Source organism: Luteibacter jiangsuensis, from assembly GCF_011742555.1.
GTDB lineage: Bacteria > Pseudomonadota > Gammaproteobacteria > Xanthomonadales > Rhodanobacteraceae > Luteibacter > Luteibacter jiangsuensis.
In genome coordinates, this window is sequence record NZ_JAAQQR010000011.1 from 108,328 (window position 1) to 124,165 (window position 15,838).

Sequence of the window (15,838 nt, forward strand, 5' to 3'; positions counted from 1 at the left end):
GGGCGGCTATCCTTGCTGCCTTGGCACCCCTTGCCGCAACAGCGCTCCTTAGTACCTCAAGCGTGACGCACTGAGGGTCGCCGCCATGGGTAACGAACACATTGCATTGAATGCGGCCGGAAAACTTACTGACCTTGCGAGCCTGGAAGTCGTGGATCTCCGCGACCGTATCGGCGAATACGTCAGCAAGGCACGGGCGCTCTCCATGATGACCTGGGCGGATCAGGGGGAGTCTTTCCGGAACCTCTCTCACGATGTCCGCGACGAGTTCATGTGGGCACTGAGCGGTATGCTCGATGAGGTCAAGGCGGCTTGGGACGAGCTAGGGGAGCGGAAGGCATTCAAGTAACCCCTGGCGACTAAACAATGCGGGAGGTCAAACCCCTCCCGCTCACCATGTGCAGGCGGAGCCATGGACAAAGACAAAGTTGAGAAATACAAGGCGGAACTCGCCCGAGAGGCTGCCGCATTCGCCGGAAAAGTTCGAGCGTTTTCAGAAGCTCACAACCTCACGGAACCCCAAGCCCGCCAAGCCCTTCTTGCCGGGGCTGGATTGGATCAGATCCTCCGTAAGGTAAAAGACCTTCGGGAAACCAACGAAATTCCCGAAGACATCGAACAGCTCGATATCGACGGCCCCTTCAACGGAATGTCGCTTGGAGAGGCGTTCCTCGCAAAGAGCGAGCGGAGTTTGAACCTCGCATTAGAGGCCGCGAACCAAGGCGATTTCTTTTCTGCATTCATCCGCTCGGTTGACGTCATCAGCGAGGTTGAGCTTGCTTTGGACTTAGTCGCAGAGGAACGGCGCAAGAACCAAGCGTCACGCGCTGCGAATGCGAGGCACATTGGCAATGTACAGAAGAAGGAGGAAGCTCACGCTTTGTTCCTCTCGCGTCAATGGCGTTTCAAGGCGGATGCGGCACGGGCAATCGAGAAGGAGTTTCATGTCAGCTATAAGACCGCCGAGAGGTGGGTTATAGAGTGGACCCGAGGAGGTTCCCTCCACGCTTAGCAGAGAGGGGATTCTCCGTAGGAGAACGGGGCTTCTGCTGCGCTGAGAGGAGCGCGAAAAGTCCCGCTCGCGTATAGCTTAAGCATCACCCAACACGAGGTGATGTCATGTCTACGCAAGAACCTATTACCTTTCTCCGACTCAAGGATGTATGCCAGCGGACCGGCCTTAGCGGAACCCATATCTACCGCATGGAGGCCAAGGGCCGATTTCCGAAGCGGGTCCACCTCTCGGAAGCCACCACGGTATGGGTAGAGACCGAGGTGCAGCAGTGGTGCGCTGAACGGATTGCGGCTTCGCGGGTGGCTGCATGAGCACCGCCCCTCGTTGTCCTCGCTTCGGCTCCTGCAACGCCCCCATATGCCCCCTGGACCCGCTGTGGCCCCGTGCACAGCACCTTAAGAGTGAAAGGGTTTGCGGCCTACTCTCGGAGCTAGTCAAGATCGGCGGTAGCCGCCGTCTGGAGGGGGTACTGTCGAGCGGCCAGCTCGCTACCCTAGTCAGGGAGTGGCCGAAGGTCGAGGCTCGATGGAGTGATGTCCGTTCACGGCTGCGTGCATCGGCTAAGACGGGTTCACGTATCGACCGCGCTAGGGCCAATTTCCATGACTCACTGTCGAGCACGGAGGGCCCGCCCCTGGCTTCGGTATCCCCCAACTCCCACTCGTCTCATGCAGTGCCAGCCAGCACCGCATCTGGGGGCGCGTCATGAAGCCGAGATACGACAAGCGAGCCAGGCAAACAGGGAAGGGAGCGGCCGGCGAGGGGCATCGTCTCGTTGTGCCAGCAGCGGTATTGAACTCACCCAGCTATCGCGGCCTTAGTCACAAGGCAAAGGCCCTCATTCTCGACATGGGGGCCCGGTACAACGGCTTTAACAACGGCAACCTTGCCCTTCCTTGGTCGTGGATGAAGCTCCAGGGATGGAAATCTAAGGACACGTTGCAACGCGCGATCCGAGAGCTATTGAGCGCGGGCATCATCGAACTTACTCGCCAAGGCGGGATGCATGCTCCAAGTCTCTACGCATACACGTGGGTCGAGATCCACGAAACCAAGGTGGCGCTGGACGTGCCATTCACCAGGGTGGCTTCCGGGAAATGGCGAACTCAGATCGCCACACCAAAAACAGAAGCGCCACCCCGACTATCGGGGCAATCTACCCCGGACATCGGGTCAATTACGAAGAAAGTCGCATGACCGCCGCCGTAATCGCCCCGACTATCGGGCCAGTTTCACCCGTCTTGGTGCTCCTGGTGCCCCGACTATCGGGCTCCTTTAATATTTACCAAGGGCTCTACGGTTTATGAGCATCCACTATCTCCCCGGAAACCGCCCGACGACCTCAGAGAACCCGTCGAATCGGGCGAGTGTAGGAAGTGACGTAACGCGTAACGCTGTTAGTAACGCCCTCGCCGTTACTCAGCGCTCGCCAGGCTGGAACAACCGCAAGCCAGACATCCACCGAGTGCAGCTGGGTGCTTGCACACTGCTAGCGGTCCCATACCGCCGTTGGGCGTGGCGTCGCTACGAGCAGCGGGTCGCGGCACAGCGACGAAAGGAAGCCTAATGACAATCGGCAGGCGGGCCGATTATGACGACGCGGTCATCGAGCGGGCGGCACGGAGACTTGCCCAGGCCCTAGGTATGGGGCATAGCTGGTTCGCCGATACCACCGTCGAGAACATTCGCGATTGTTCGCGAGAGGACGGGGTGATGGCGTCTGCTCTGACCGTGGCTCGCAGGGGCAGGGTGGCTGAGCAAGCAGCCTGGTCAATCAATGGGTCTAGCAAGGTCAAACGCCAGCATCGATGGTCTTCGTCTAGGGCGGTGGTAGCAGTTCCGGCATTCCGCCGCGACGATGAGGCAATAGCCTGCCTCAGCTTTGCGAAACTCGACGGGCCGCTAGAGGCCATCCTTCTTCTGTACGCCACTGGCGACACGAAACGGTTCTGGCCGGTTGTGGAACGGTTCGGTCTGGCATGCCTTCGCAATGCGTTTGCACCAGAAGCGCTCAACGACGCCATGGCACGAATCATGTACCGGAGGGCAGCAGTCGCCCAGGATGACAGGGCGAAGCAGCTTGGAATTAGGGCCAGCTCATACCGAGGCGCGACAAGGGAGGCTGAGGCGATGCTCAGGCGGTGGCTACTACGGGCCGCTAAGGACTTCTTGAACGCAATGGAAGTCGGCCACAAAACGGCGGAGGCGGCTTAAATGCAGGATGGCCCGATTTGGACTGCCGGCGACGCAATTTGCATCGTCAGGAACCGCAATGGTTTTACCGTCGAGCGTGTCCCCGCTGACCCGGAGAGCGAATCTATCGTGTTCGGTACGTGGGGCGAGTTGTCGGCTTACCTAGCGGAGCAGTTCGCCAAGCCGTTGGTTCAAGCGGTAGCCCAACTTTAGGCGACACCGCCGTCACGCGCCAGCGGTATGCTGCGGCCATGTGCGGTCGCTACGCCACGTTCGGACCAGTAACCGTCTCCCGCCAGGCGCGTGAAGCCCTGGAAGAGATGGAGTTGGACATCATCAGCGAGATAAACCAGCGGGAGCCGCAGTACAACATTGCGCCGACCCAGAAGGCGCCCGTGGTCGTGCACGGGGAGGGCGGCTACCACGTCCGGGCGTACCGCTGGGGGCTTGTCCCGCACTGGTCGAAGGATCTGAAGTTCGGAGCGAAAACCATCAACGCCCGTGCCGACACGGTGGCCACCAAGCCCTCTTTCCGCGAGGCATTCAAGAAACGCCGCTGCCTCGTGCCGGCGTCCGGCTACTTCGAGTGGAAGGGCGAGACCCCGAACAAGCAGCCCTACTTCATCCACGACCCCGCCGGCGACCTGCTCATGTTCGCCGGGCTATGGGAGGGCTGGCGCGAGTCCCCGGACGCTGAGTGGGTCCACACCTATGCGGTCATCACCGGCGAGCCCGGAAGGGTCTCTGGGGACATCCACGACCGGCAGCCGGTCATCCTGCCGCCCGACCTGTGGGCCATCTGGTGCGAAGCACCGCCGGCGGACGCCGAGGGCGTGCTCGCGGCAGTTCCCGAGGCAGATCTCGTGTACCACCCCGTGCCGAAGGCCGTAGGCTCTCCGAAGAACGATGGCCCCAAACTGGTCGAGTCCATCGAACTGTAGACAGGCTGCCGGGTTACTAGGGAAACCTCGCGAGGCACGCGCGCTTCGTCCACATTTCTGAGATTCCGGCCGCGTACCCTAGCCGGCATGTCACGCCGCGATACCGCTCTGGTCTACTGGAAGCACTACGCCTACGGGTACGAGGCGAGGCTCACTCCATACGGCAAGGCGTTCGCACGAGCGCGCATGGTGAAGGGCGTCCAAGGCGCCCATTACGAGTTGATCTGGATCTACGGCCCGAAGATCTGGCGCCCGCAACGCGTCCAAAACTTGATGACGATCGAGCGCATGGTTGATCGTTGGGTTGCTGCCAATAGGGAAGCGCTACTGCGGAAGATGCCGCCTGACCTATCGCGGCCCCAGCCGGTGCCGGGGCCCACTATTGAGCCGCGAGCCGCCCCTGATCCCCACGCGGTGCGCACCTGTCCGGGCTGCGGGAGGCGATGGGGCATGTGCGACCAGACGGTGCCGAAAGCCGCACGGAAGCGCGGTAACCTCGGCTGGTCCTGCTACCGCATGACTGCTTAGAGCGGGTCGAAACCAACGGCGTCCAGCCTATCAGCGAGCGACAAGATAGCCGCCCCATAACCACTTTTGGGCTTGTCTCCGGTAGTGCCAAGCTTATCGAGCGCAAGAGCCGCAGCCAACACGACGTCATTCAGCCCTGCCGCATCAGCTAAGGCGATTATCAACGTAGCCCTGAATCTCGCCTCGTCGAAGTCGCCTGCTAATGCAGCATCACCCATGTCTGCCGCTTCGCGTACGATCTCGGCGACGGTTAACGTGAATTCTTCCGCAGCGTTCATTCCGCGATTGTATCGACGATGCGTCTCCCGGGTTGCGCAGTGACGGCACGGCTTGCTTAGCTTGATGTGTAGCGTTTTCGTAACAGCCCTGGCATTGCCGCGCGGCTTGCAACAGCGTAGCGTGAGGCCTTGGCCGCTCTGGCCCAGGTAACTGCCATGTCCGCTGTCCGAGCCCCTGGCAGGGCGATCCGGGCCACTCCGGTGGCTGAGTACGTCCGCATGTCTACGGATATGCAGCAGTACTCGATAGATAACCAGCGAGCGGAGATCAAGCGCTATGCCGACGAACACGGAATGATCGTAGTCCGGCGTTATGCGGACGAAGGCCGTAGCGGGCTAGACTTGGAAGGACGCGCGGGCCTTCAGCAACTTCTCGCAGATGTCGCAGCCTTCCCCCCCTTTTCGGCAGTCCTGGTCCTCGACGTGAGCCGCTGGGGCCGCTTTCAGAATGCCGACCAAGCTGCATTCTACGAGTATATGTGCGTGATGCATGGGGTGCGGGTGGTCTATGTAGCGGAGCCTTTCGAGAACGACAGGTCGCCGCTTACGGCTGTACTCAAGAGTTTGAAGCGCCATCTTGCCGCCGAATACAGCCGGGAGCTTTCGGCCAAGGTCAAGGCTGGGCAAGCTCGACTAGCCAAGCTAGGTTTCCACATGGGAGCGTCGCCAGGTTATGGGTATCGACGAATGCTCACTGACGCGGCGGGCAATCCCAGGAGGATGCTCCGTCCAGGCGAATACAAGGCGGTCATAACAGATCGTGTTGTCCTCGTCCCAGGTCCCGCGGATGAGGTGGATCTCGTGCGGGATGTCTTCCGACTAGCAGCGGAAGGGATCTCGACCTACCGCATCGCCCAGCAGCTAAACGAGGCGGGGAGGTTAACGGCACGGGGCCGCCCGTGGCGGGAACAGCGCATCCGCTCGATGATCGAAAACCCAAAGTATGCAGGATTCTGCATCTATGGCCGCACCACGAAATCCATCGGGGCCAAACCGGGACGCTGCCCTCACTGGGTCGAAAGCCGAGGCACGCACCAGCCACTCGTTTCTGTCGAGTTGTTCCGAGAGGCTAACGCCATCCGCAAGGGCAGGGGAGAGAGCCGTAGCGACGAGAGGGCTTTGGCCGACCTGAAGGAGGTTCTTGAGCGCGAGGGCCGATTGACCCTCAGGATTATTGACGATGCGCCGGGAGTGCTGAGTGCCCAGGCTTACGTCCGCCGATTCGGCAGCCTGCGCGCGGTTTATGAGCGCCTTGGGTATAGGACGTCGCGAGACTTCACCTACGCCGACGTACGGCAGCGCATCCGCCCCTGGCGGGAGTCAATGCTCCGCTTTGTCGCCGAACGCTTGATGGATGGCGGCTCCGATGTCGAACGGCGGGGCTGGGTGCTTCGGATTGATGACGCATGGACGGTCGCTTTCGATACGCTGAAGTCGGTCAGAGCGTCCAATTCTCGGTGGTGGAGGATCACCCAGGTGCATCCTGCCGCAGACATCACCGTCTTTGCCCGAATGGCGGTAGACGGGTCCGCCCCGCTCGACTTCCTTGTTATCCCTCGGTGCGCGTTCATCGAGCCCCTCACCGTGGGGCGGAGGCCTGTCACGACAGAGCCCTTTACCTATCTGTCCCTCGGAGTGTTGTTCGATCTCGCCAAGTCAACGCGGAGGCAGAGGCTATGTGGATAAGCCAGAAGACGCTAGATGCAATGCAGGCCGCCGTAATTGCAAGAGATGAAGAACTCGCAGCTACAGCACGTGAGCAATGTGCCCATCTTCGGGAAATCCTCGCCTTGCTTTTGGAAGACGCTCGTTTTCAGGCACTTCCAGCCCGCCATCCGTTCAGACCGGGCGCCCACCTAGGATCGTCCCTTGCGGACTATGGGCAGTTGAGCAGCCCAGTGCTTGAATGGCTGGCCCTATCAGGCGCGACGTCTTCCTTGCTTCGACATGAAATCGTTCTTCGATGGATGCGAGTCCATCGGCCGCGTGAGTTGGCGTGTTTGTGCAAGTTACTTGAACATCGGGACGGACTTACACCTTGAAAACGGCCTAAATGCATAGGCCCCTTGCCGCCTCAAGGTGCCTCCCCGACGCCGTGCCGGGCAACGCACGGCTCTTTTTTTCTCAGTTGGGCGGAACTGATCAATTTGCCATGAGGTGAAAGTATGGGCGGTGGCGGCGGACAACCGAAAAACACCACGACGACGACTAAGACGGAACTCCCTCCGTTTCTCTAGAACGCCTATCAGGGCTTCTTCAACCAGACCAATCAGGTCAATAGCAAGCCGTATATGTCCTACGAGGGGTAGCTAAATGCCGCCCCGTCCGATCAGCAGCAGCTTGCAGCCGTCAACGCCTATTGGGGCGCGAAGGGTAACGACGCCCAAGTCGCAGCCCTCAACAATCTGGTGAACGGCGGTCAAAACATCAGCTATCAGGCCAACCCCTACGCGGGTAGTGGCAATCTAAACCAGCTGATCGCGTAGACCAATCAGGACACCACGGACGCTTATAACAAGTCGGCCGTCCCTCAGCTTGCGGCATAGTTCTCGCAGGGAGGCGCGTTCGGCGGTTCAGCCATGCAACAGGCGGCACAGTCGTCACAGCAGACGCTTGCCGACCGCCTTGCAGCCAACACGACCGGGCTACGTTATCAGGACTTGCAGAACCAGCAGCAGCTTTGGCAGCAGGGCTACCAGAACCAGCTGGCCGCCTCTCAGAACAACGCGCAGAACATCCTTGGGGCATCCAACGCCCTTAACGGTGCGAGCGCCTTGCAGGCTCAGTACAACAGCCAGCTGGCAGGTCTCGGTCAGGTCTATCAGGACTACACGCAGGGAGGCATCGATCAGGCTTACAACGACTGGTACCAGAAGAATTACGGCTACGACCAGCAGCGGCTTGCGAACCTTGGCAATGCGTTGAACTCCGTCGCTGGCCAGTTCCAGAGTTCTGCCACAAGCGGTCTCAATCCCGCTTACAAGCCGCGAACCGTTGGCGGGGCAGTTGCATCCGGTGTCGGCGGAGCCGCTGCGGGCGGTGCCATCGGATCAGCAATCGCTGGCGGCTCGGCAGGCTCCGTCGCCCCTGGCTGGGGCACGGCCATCGGTGCTGTAGCTGGCCTCGCGTCCTACTATCTCTGAGGTGATCGCAATGGAATATGTTGTCGTTCTCGATGCCGCTGCGCCTTCCGCTCGGCTTAATTCGGGTTTGGGCGTTCTCGGTGGTGTTCTTGTTGAAGGTGGACCGCCGACAGTCCTTGCCATCACGTGCTCTGAGGTCGATACCTCACATACGCACCTGCTGCGGGTGAAGGTGAAGTCAGGCGAAGCCCCGGTCTTTTGGGTCCCCTACAGCCACCTTGTCGGAATCTTGGAGGGGCCGTCAGCAACGCCGGTAAGTATGGGCTTCACCGCACACTGAGTCGGTCCGCGGGAGCGGGAGGAGGCAGTTCCTCTCGCCTCTCTGTTGTTTACGGAGAAATCGGGCAGCGCCAAGGTGCCGAGACTCGCCCGCTAGACCGTCCTGGAATGCGTCTCTAAGGGGTACTGTATCGAGGGCGCGGGATGACCCCGGTAGGGTGGTAGCCCTACCGCCTCGATATTGGCTGGGAGTACCAAAATTGCTTTGGCAGAGGGAGGTCTGGTGTCGGCGGAGCCGTACAGAGCGAGTCTGCGGATGTGCCCGTCCTAGGGCATAGGGCAATTTCGGCAAGAACATGGGAACCGGGGAGGGTGGCTCGGGCCTGGGTGGAATCGAGGGCGGCCTCTTAGGCTCTAGCCTGGGCCTGGGCGTCAGTGATGCCATTGGTGCGGCCAATTCCCGCGTAGCGGCCCGCACCGGACAGACGGCAGCCGATGCCAGGGCCGCGGCAACCGCTATCTAGCGTTGGCTCCAACAGCAGTCTCCGGCGCCCACGGCTGGGCTGCTCGACTACTACTTCTATGGCCTGCCAGCCACGGCAAGCAACAAGCCCTAACGGCGGGCTTCAGGCTTGGCCCAGGCGTTTTCTCGGTAGTCTCACATATTTGAACGGTGCTAGAGTGACCCCATTTTCGACTAACTGCACGACTTTCGACTACAAGGGACGGATGATGCCAGACGTCAAGGGAACTTGGTCTAGTACCGGCTTAAGGGCTACCGCATTTTTTGCGCCCGGAACGCCCAAGCTTAATGAGCTATCACTGCTGGGAATCTTCGGCATCGAGCCCGAGCAAGTGACGGCGATGCCGGCGCAGAAAAGCCGATTCGAGATGGCCACGATGGGGCTTGGGCACCTCAATCTACAGGTGCAGTCCAACAGAGCGGATCTTATATGGTCCGCGACGCCATCTGCCCCGGGGCAGATTGGTGATCTAGGGGAGTTGGATGAGGTTGTCGAATCCCTTGTTACTCCTTTTGAGCAAACCCTGGGGGAAACCGGGTCGCCGGTTCATCGCCTTGCAATTGGCGGTATTCGTACCTTCGTTGCCGACGATCAGGATCAAATTGTCCCGATGCTTCGTGGCATATTCCCGAGGTTGGAATTGGATGACGACATCTCTGACTTTTTCTTCTCGATCAATCGCCCTGTTATGGGAGAAGTTGATGGTTTCAAGATGAAGATAAATCGGATAATGAAATGGAGCCAAATGCAATCATCCGGGCTGCAGTTCGAGGTCACGCCAAATGGCCTGGTGCAACAAGCTGCACCTCCAGTCTTCGGTGTGGCATTAGAATTTGATGTGAACACACATCCGGGAAATAACCTATTTTTCACCGAGGGAAGCATTAGCGCGGTTTTCGATTCGCTAAGAGGTGAGCTCGGCTTCGTGACGGCAGTGCCTGCCAATGTCTGAGGTTAGCTTGGCGTCAGCCTCGACGGCCCCAACGTCCGAAACCCCGATGACACAAGGTGAGAGGACTTCGTGGGCGAAAGCAATAACCTCGTCCAGCGGGACTGGCACGACGACGTGGTCGGTTTTAGGTGCCGCTCTACCTGCAGCCTTCATTCGTGGAGCGGCTTTGTCTTCTGAACCTGCTCGCGGTGCACTGTCACAGGCAACGGCACTGCCAGCTGCAGTCACATCGAGCGTGGATGCTCAGGCGGACGCCGAACGCAAGGCAACCTTACGTTTGTTTGGCGATATGCAACGCGCATCGGCTTGGGATCTCGTTCCCGGTGATCGCATGTTATATATGGACGAATTGTTCGGTCAGTACATGGGGCAAGCAGACATTTGCCTGTCTGCACTGGATCGAATCCTACACGTCGATGCTCGGTACGTTAGCAGCGACGCAAAGGCTGCAGCCCTCCGCTACCTAGGAATGCACGAAACGAAGTTCGACTTGAGTCGACTCAAGAGATTGTTCTTGACCAGCACTCTTTCTCAGGACTTCGTGACTGCTCTTGCCGCTGCAAGATCGTTAGATGACATAGCCGATGAGGCAACTGCGGGCGCTTTGAAACCTTCGATCGATAGATCGCCGTTTCCCGAAGTGCGGGCCACCTTGCATAAAACGCTGCGACGTCTCAAAGGAATGGACGATGACGAAACTCGTTCGAATACTCCGTAATGATGTTCCTCTGAAGCCGCCGCTTGCTCCGGAAGGTCAGGGCGTTCGCGAAGCTACCGGGTCCACGCTGTCCGGTAGTGTGCTACGGCATTTTGATGTTTCGGTTAATGGTCGACTTTCTTTCTATCGTCTTGAAGATCCCCTAAAGTTAGATGATATTGCGCTAGCCATAGTTGCAGGGTCGAAAGCTATTGACGATGTGTCGTATATCGAATTAGACGAGGAAGTGCTTTCGGGACTCGGCCTGCAGCAGGAGGCGACTCGTGGGGCGACTGTTTTTGAGCAGGTTAACGCTGCCCACATAGACCTCGTGCAGCTCTCTGTTGATGCAACTGCTGCCCTAGCTATTGCATGTGCAAATGCGGCTACCCAAGGTTTTGAGTCTGGCAAGCAACTTGGACTTCGTCTTGCCGCGGCAGTTGCCAAAGGCGAATGCCAGGAGGATCGACTGAAGGATGGCGTGCGAAAAAGGCTCGCCGAAATTCGGGGTAGCCGCGATTACAAACGTATGATCAGGCAGGGACTCGTTCCTCCCTAATTAGCAGGCCGCAGCGTTTTACGAAGGGCTCGCTCTTGTTCGCTGTGGCGGGCCGTTCGGAGGGAAATTTTCTCAAAATGGGCTACCTAGAGCCAGCTACTTTAGCGAAGGATTGCAACGCAACGGGTTTTCCGACGCCGTAAAATGGGCAGTTCAAGCGAAGTTACAAACTTTAGCCTCGGGCGCTAACTTCCTACAGTCGGCTTGCGCTTTCGTGGCTTGAAGGGGCGAAGCGGTACAGGGGCTAGGTTCGGCGTAACGCTCAAGCCCAATCGCTTGGCTTCTTTCTGTGCCAGTCTAGCGGCTGCCTCCACTTCCTTCCGCCCCTGCACGATGGCATCAATGAAAGACTGTCGGTCCTCGGCAGACTGCGTGTGCCGATGCCACGGGTCCGATCGTTCGATCACCGCTGACAACTCGTCCCGTGCAAATAGCTTCCGTCCCATGAACCTCCGAGGCTGAATCCCGAGTTCGCCGTAGTGAGTCTGGAACTGCCGCAGGGAGACGCCGCAGTAGAAGGCGGCCTCTTCCTCGGTGAACCAGTCTTTGCCTGCGATGTTGAGCGACTTCTCGGTCACTTCCGGATCCTCATACGTCGTCGCATCTCTGCGCGCGCATCCTCTCGTGGAGTAGGGCAAGAAGCCCCTACGAAGGGGGCTGTATCGAAGGGGAAGGGTTGCCCACTGTGGTGGTAGCACCAATGGTGCAACTCCTTATACAGACCACCATCTAGGCGGCCTCGCCACATTTCTAAAGTAGAGGTCATTACATCGGGGGCGGCTTGAAGTTGGGATTCTTCCGAAAGCTGCCGGCAACGATTTCACCTGTGCCATCGACCTTCCACGCACCCACGATTGCGTGCGGTGGCACGGCATCCGAGGGAGCGAAGTTCCCAGAAATCACATAGACCCAGCCACCCGGGTTTTGCCTAGCCTCTTCGCGCATAGCGTCACTAATCTGCGTCGCGGGATCGAATTCTGTCATCTGAGCTTCCTTGGTGACTTTGATTTATATCAATAAATCAAACGACCGCCGTGTGCTCTCCGATCGCATGCCGGAGTGGCCCGAAATCGCCCTCTAGGGGGTGCTCCATCGAGGACGCGCGGGTGACCCGGTAGGGTGGTAGCGGGTAGGGCGGTAGGTACGATGGAGTGGTTACTCAGTAGGCAAGAGCCAGGATTACTAAAGTAGCGATGAGTAGTAACTAGGGTCTTTGCGGGATATCGCACAGTGAGACGAAGTGCCATGGTGGGTGCTGTCTCCTGGGTGATGACCCACGCATAGCCGTCCACAGAGCTAATTTAGCCCGTTGATTAACAATCAAAGAAATCAGCAGCACTGTAAAGAACAACAAAATGCTGTTGAGAACAATGGGCATCAACAGACCGTCACTTGATGCGCGTTGCCTCTACGGTCTCGTTGTCGTCTACGTTGATGAGCTTGTCGTCGCAGACCACGACTTCCGTCATGGGTAGCCAAAGCGCACTATCGATCTTGTCGATGGAGGACACTTCCCAGATGGTCCCGTCGTTGAGGACGATGATTCCCCCGTCGTCCGCCACTGACTGAACCCAATATCCGCTGTCGCATGCCGATGCTCTGTTCGGTAAGACGACGAGAGCGAGGAAGGTGAGAGACGCGAACAGCTTAGCGAGTGACTGCATACGCCTTCATCCTATATTTGTTCCGGATACTCGATTGGATGAACGCCACGTCGAAAGCCTGCACGCCCTCGGGCTGGCCTTTGAAGCAGCGGACCATGAGCTTGCTGTTCGGCTTGACCATGGGGAAGACACCGCCCGTAGATACGGACGTATTCTCCCCATAGGCTGCCGTGTTGACCGTGACTGCTCCGGTCGTGGCCGTTTCCGCCCCGTTGAGGATGGCGAAGTGGTCGCAGCCCAGGGCCTCGGACTTGTCGGCCGCACGCAGGATGGCGAAATCCGAGGCCTGCTCGGGCGACGTGTAGGCGTTGGCAGCGAAATTGACCATGAAGGTATCTGGCGAAAGCTGGGTTTCGCTGAATCCGCCTGACCATGCTTTCGGCTGGTAGCTGGTAGCACACGCCGAGAGCAGGGCGGTTGCTAGGAGGGGTAGAGCTACTTTGATCACCGCTGGCCTCCTTTGCACGCGATAAGCATCGAGCGGGTGTTGCTGACCCCGGCTCCAAAAAAACCGCCGCCCCCGGCTGCCGTGGCATTACCGCCGTCGCCGTCCTTGCTCAAAATGTCGTACCCGTGAGGGCATTGTTCCCCGGCCTTCTCATAGCACTGGTTCCAGGCCATGGCCGAGCCCGAACAATTTATCGAGAACCCCTGGCGGCCATCTGGCGTAACAGTCTTGTGGGCGACGGCACACCCGCCTAGGCCCGCCACGAGTACGGCAAGTAGTAGCTTCCCCATATCCTTCCCCTAGTGACTCACCCCTGGGCCTATTCTAGGCCGATCTAGGCCAAAGCGAAGATGAGTAACTTTGGGAGTAAGTGGTCGCCAGATAGCCCCTGAGCCGCAGTATTACTAGGTGTTCGGCGCCCACTCCGGCACCAGTCCATTCAACGGGTTACGCGATATCTGCGGATTTTACGCTCAGTCGCGATGCTTGTGTCCGCGATGTGTCCGCACACTACTGTGGATTAATGACGATGCGGTATCCGCTACTCGCGCACTACACGTCATTGCCCGTGCTTGAAGCGATTGCCGATCATGGTGACTTAGATGTCTCACCCCGCACCTCATGAACGATGCGCAAGAGCAGACTAGCGGGCTCGATGCGGCCCGAGCGATCTTCCTGAGAAGCGTTCCGCTCCAGAAGGCTCCAGGCAACAGAGTGGCGGAGTTTGTTCGCTGGTACGAGATCTTTGAAACGCATGGACGTGAGCGAGACCGCTTGAGTTAGTCGCGCGACCTTCACTGGTAAAGGGCCAGCGTGGTCCGACCGATAGCGCAGGCTTCTGCGTGAGAAGGACGAATGGTTGACCTGACGATTCTCATTGCTCGACCTTCGGCAAAGCGTGGCCTGTGGCGAGTGCGGACCAGTACTCAGACCGAGCGCGAGTTCTCCACCGAGGTTGAGGCGTTTGAAGCAGCCGAGGTTCTTGCCAAGTTCCTGATCACGGCCGGGGCCGAGGTAGAGATCCAAGTGGAGCGTCCGGATGGCCTCTGGGCCCTCTACGATCCTTAGCATAGCCCCGTACGCCGTCACAGGCGTGTAACCCTGCATGGAGGATACCGGTTTCTCATCCGGGAGAAAGCTGATGACTGATACGCCTTTTGTCGCTGCTCCAGCCGACCTGACAAAGGTCAACGTATGCCTGCGCTCCGATATGCGATATTGGACGCGAGTATTAGGAGTGAGCGAGCTGTCGCTGCGCAAGGCCGTCCTTACTGTGGGCGACTCGTCCTGGGACGTGCGTGCCGAGCTACGCCGGAAGCGCCGGAAGTGATTTCCAAAGGACCGCGCTGCCGGATTTTCATCTTCTATCCGGCGATGAACGAGAGAATTTGGCGGGTCCTTGCGCATGGGATAACCGAACGATTCTCCTCCGAGGGGCGCGCGGTCGAGTTTGCTCTTGGATGTGCTGCTCGTGCAGGTGGACCGCAGCTCGTCGATGTTTTCAAGGAGACGGCATCAGGCGGGTGGGCTCCAGTTCCTGTCCCATGATCATCACCGGTTATAGCGCGCAAGAAATGACGCACGCTTGACTGCGCCGATCTTGCTGCGGATCGCTTCCTCGGTGTAACCGGATTCGGCAGCGAATTTCTTGATGGTGACGTAGCGGAGCATAAGTCACACCGCCTGCTCTGACTCGGCGCGCGGCCTTGTCCCTCGCCCGCGCACCTCCCTCTCTCATTCTTTGATGCAGTCGACTTACCCCAAGTTGCGGCTTCACGCCTATAGGAACAATTCGCAAAGCGGCGCGGCTCGTGACGCATCTTGGCTCAGCGGCGAGCCAGTTAGCCCGATATGGATTGGAAGATCGCCGAGCGTTACGATCTCGGCAAAATTGAGGGCTGCTAGATGGACCACTTGCAGTTATTCGGCACCGTTGAGAGGGACAACGTGTTGGCATCGGTCATGTTTACGCGTGACCGTCGGCACAATGGAGAGGCAATCGTCCATACATGGGTCTATGACCCCGCACCCGAGGGATTTGCGGTCGTCGTCGACATCCAGGAAGGGCCTGATCGTTCGTTGTATGTGACGCCCAAGCGAACATATCGTGCGACTTCAGATGGCGCACTCGTGCCCGTTCCTCCAGCCGAAGAGCGAGCCGACCTGTCCCAGTTCTCGGCGAAGCTGAAATGGTCAGGGACCGAGCTACATGGAGACTGGCAGGGTCCGGGTGGAGGAGGCGCCGTTCGGTTAAAAGTGCCTGACCAGCAGACTGTAACCGTGCAACCTCTTCCGTCGTGGAAGGCATTCAAAGACTGGGCCGGTACAGTTCGGGAGATGCACAACGTGTCCGTGTTTCGCGGCCACGGAAATAGCGAGTGGCGCCTGCAAACAAGCTGCACGCGTGCAGGGCTTACTAGATTTGACAGATATATCGACGAACTCCTGCCGAAATTTCGGGTTAGAGCAGAAATAGCTCTCAATCGGCAGTTCAATCCATCGAACAGGCAGGATTTTTCGATCCTCCTTGGATTAGCGCAACACCATGGGCTACCTACGACGTCCCCCCAGTTTTGAGTAGCACGGCGATTTGGAGTCCAATCCCCCAACTGACGGAGATTGGACGTGAAGAAGCGCTTTTCCGAAGAGCAGATCATCGGCTTCCTGCGTGAGGCCG

The 15,838-nt window shown here is 58.8% G+C and carries 19 protein-coding genes; 14 read left to right on the forward strand and 5 right to left on the reverse strand.

The window, feature by feature from the left end; all coding sequences use genetic code 11:
- Positions 1–85: 85 nt before the first annotated feature.
- From HBF26_RS18180 to HBF26_RS18205, 6 genes are all read left to right on the forward strand, one after another.
- Entirely contained in the window at positions 86–349 is a 264-nt protein-coding gene (locus tag HBF26_RS18180; RefSeq protein WP_167129477.1) for a hypothetical protein, read from the forward strand.
- 63 nt (positions 350–412) lie between these two features.
- Positions 413–1,012 carry a hypothetical protein gene (locus tag HBF26_RS18185; RefSeq protein WP_167129478.1) on the forward strand — a complete coding sequence of 200 codons (600 nt, stop codon included), beginning with the start codon at positions 413–415 and terminating at the stop codon, positions 1,010–1,012.
- A 107-nt stretch (positions 1,013–1,119) separates the two neighbouring features.
- On the forward strand, positions 1,120–1,326 hold the full coding sequence (locus tag HBF26_RS19815; protein ID WP_167129480.1) for a helix-turn-helix transcriptional regulator: 207 nt from the start codon (positions 1,120–1,122) through the stop codon (positions 1,324–1,326).
- Between the two features lie 394 nt (positions 1,327–1,720).
- On the forward strand, positions 1,721–2,212 hold the full coding sequence (locus HBF26_RS18195) for a helix-turn-helix domain-containing protein (protein ID WP_167129481.1): 492 nt from the start codon (positions 1,721–1,723) through the stop codon (positions 2,210–2,212).
- A 369-nt stretch (positions 2,213–2,581) separates the two neighbouring features.
- On the forward strand, positions 2,582–3,229 hold the full coding sequence (locus tag HBF26_RS18200) for a hypothetical protein (protein WP_167129482.1): 648 nt from the start codon (positions 2,582–2,584) through the stop codon (positions 3,227–3,229).
- A gap of 230 nt (positions 3,230–3,459) precedes the next feature.
- On the forward strand, positions 3,460–4,149 hold the full coding sequence (locus HBF26_RS18205; protein ID WP_167129484.1) for an SOS response-associated peptidase: 690 nt from the start codon (positions 3,460–3,462) through the stop codon (positions 4,147–4,149).
- 524 nt (positions 4,150–4,673) lie between these two features.
- Here HBF26_RS18205 and HBF26_RS18210 read toward each other — a convergent pair.
- Positions 4,674–4,955 carry a hypothetical protein gene (locus HBF26_RS18210; protein WP_167129485.1) on the reverse strand — a complete coding sequence of 94 codons (282 nt, stop codon included), beginning with the start codon at positions 4,953–4,955 and terminating at the stop codon, positions 4,674–4,676.
- Positions 4,956–5,111: 156 nt separating this feature from the next.
- On the opposite strand from HBF26_RS18210, the gene HBF26_RS18215 reads away from it, so the two are divergent.
- From HBF26_RS18215 to HBF26_RS18235, 5 genes are all read left to right on the forward strand, one after another.
- Positions 5,112–6,641 carry a recombinase family protein gene (locus HBF26_RS18215; RefSeq protein WP_275690601.1) on the forward strand — a complete coding sequence of 510 codons (1,530 nt, stop codon included), beginning with the start codon at positions 5,112–5,114 and terminating at the stop codon, positions 6,639–6,641.
- 893 nt (positions 6,642–7,534) lie between these two features.
- Positions 7,535–8,098, forward strand: coding sequence for a hypothetical protein (locus HBF26_RS18220; RefSeq protein ID WP_167129350.1), 564 nt, complete (start codon positions 7,535–7,537; stop codon positions 8,096–8,098).
- Positions 8,099–9,049: 951 nt separating this feature from the next.
- Entirely contained in the window at positions 9,050–9,793 is a 744-nt protein-coding gene (locus HBF26_RS18225) for a hypothetical protein (protein WP_167129488.1), read from the forward strand.
- Positions 9,794–9,839: 46 nt separating this feature from the next.
- Complete coding sequence (locus HBF26_RS18230) at positions 9,840–10,511, forward strand: hypothetical protein (protein WP_167129489.1); 672 nt, start codon at positions 9,840–9,842, stop codon at positions 10,509–10,511.
- Positions 10,483–11,049 carry a hypothetical protein gene (locus tag HBF26_RS18235; protein WP_167129491.1) on the forward strand — a complete coding sequence of 189 codons (567 nt, stop codon included), beginning with the start codon at positions 10,483–10,485 and terminating at the stop codon, positions 11,047–11,049. The genes HBF26_RS18230 and HBF26_RS18235 overlap by 29 nt, the downstream gene beginning before the upstream one ends.
- Positions 11,050–11,234: 185 nt before the next feature.
- Here the strand turns inward: HBF26_RS18235 and HBF26_RS18240 are convergent, their stop codons facing one another.
- From HBF26_RS18240 to HBF26_RS18255, 4 genes are all read right to left on the reverse strand, one after another.
- Positions 11,235–11,627, reverse strand: coding sequence for a hypothetical protein (locus HBF26_RS18240; protein ID WP_167129493.1), 393 nt, complete (start codon positions 11,625–11,627; stop codon positions 11,235–11,237).
- 187 nt (positions 11,628–11,814) lie between these two features.
- Positions 11,815–12,033, reverse strand: coding sequence for a hypothetical protein (locus tag HBF26_RS18245; RefSeq protein WP_205287671.1), 219 nt, complete (start codon positions 12,031–12,033; stop codon positions 11,815–11,817).
- 404 nt (positions 12,034–12,437) lie between these two features.
- Entirely contained in the window at positions 12,438–12,713 is a 276-nt protein-coding gene (locus tag HBF26_RS18250) for a hypothetical protein (RefSeq protein WP_167129494.1), read from the reverse strand.
- Complete coding sequence (locus HBF26_RS18255) at positions 12,697–13,161, reverse strand: CC0125/CC1285 family lipoprotein (protein ID WP_167129495.1); 465 nt, start codon at positions 13,159–13,161, stop codon at positions 12,697–12,699. The genes HBF26_RS18250 and HBF26_RS18255 overlap by 17 nt, the downstream gene beginning before the upstream one ends.
- Positions 13,162–14,016: 855 nt before the next feature.
- On the opposite strand from HBF26_RS18255, the gene HBF26_RS18260 reads away from it, so the two are divergent.
- From HBF26_RS18260 to HBF26_RS19995, 3 genes are all read left to right on the forward strand, one after another.
- Positions 14,017–14,229: a hypothetical protein gene (locus HBF26_RS18260; protein WP_167129497.1), complete on the forward strand. Its 213-nt coding sequence runs from the start codon at positions 14,017–14,019 to the stop codon at positions 14,227–14,229.
- Between the two features lie 73 nt (positions 14,230–14,302).
- Complete coding sequence (locus HBF26_RS19990) at positions 14,303–14,491, forward strand: DUF3606 domain-containing protein (protein ID WP_167129498.1); 189 nt, start codon at positions 14,303–14,305, stop codon at positions 14,489–14,491.
- 1,007 nt (positions 14,492–15,498) lie between these two features.
- Positions 15,499–15,738 carry an FRG domain-containing protein gene (locus HBF26_RS19995; protein ID WP_425483010.1) on the forward strand — a complete coding sequence of 80 codons (240 nt, stop codon included), beginning with the start codon at positions 15,499–15,501 and terminating at the stop codon, positions 15,736–15,738.
- Positions 15,739–15,838 lie beyond the last annotated feature (100 nt).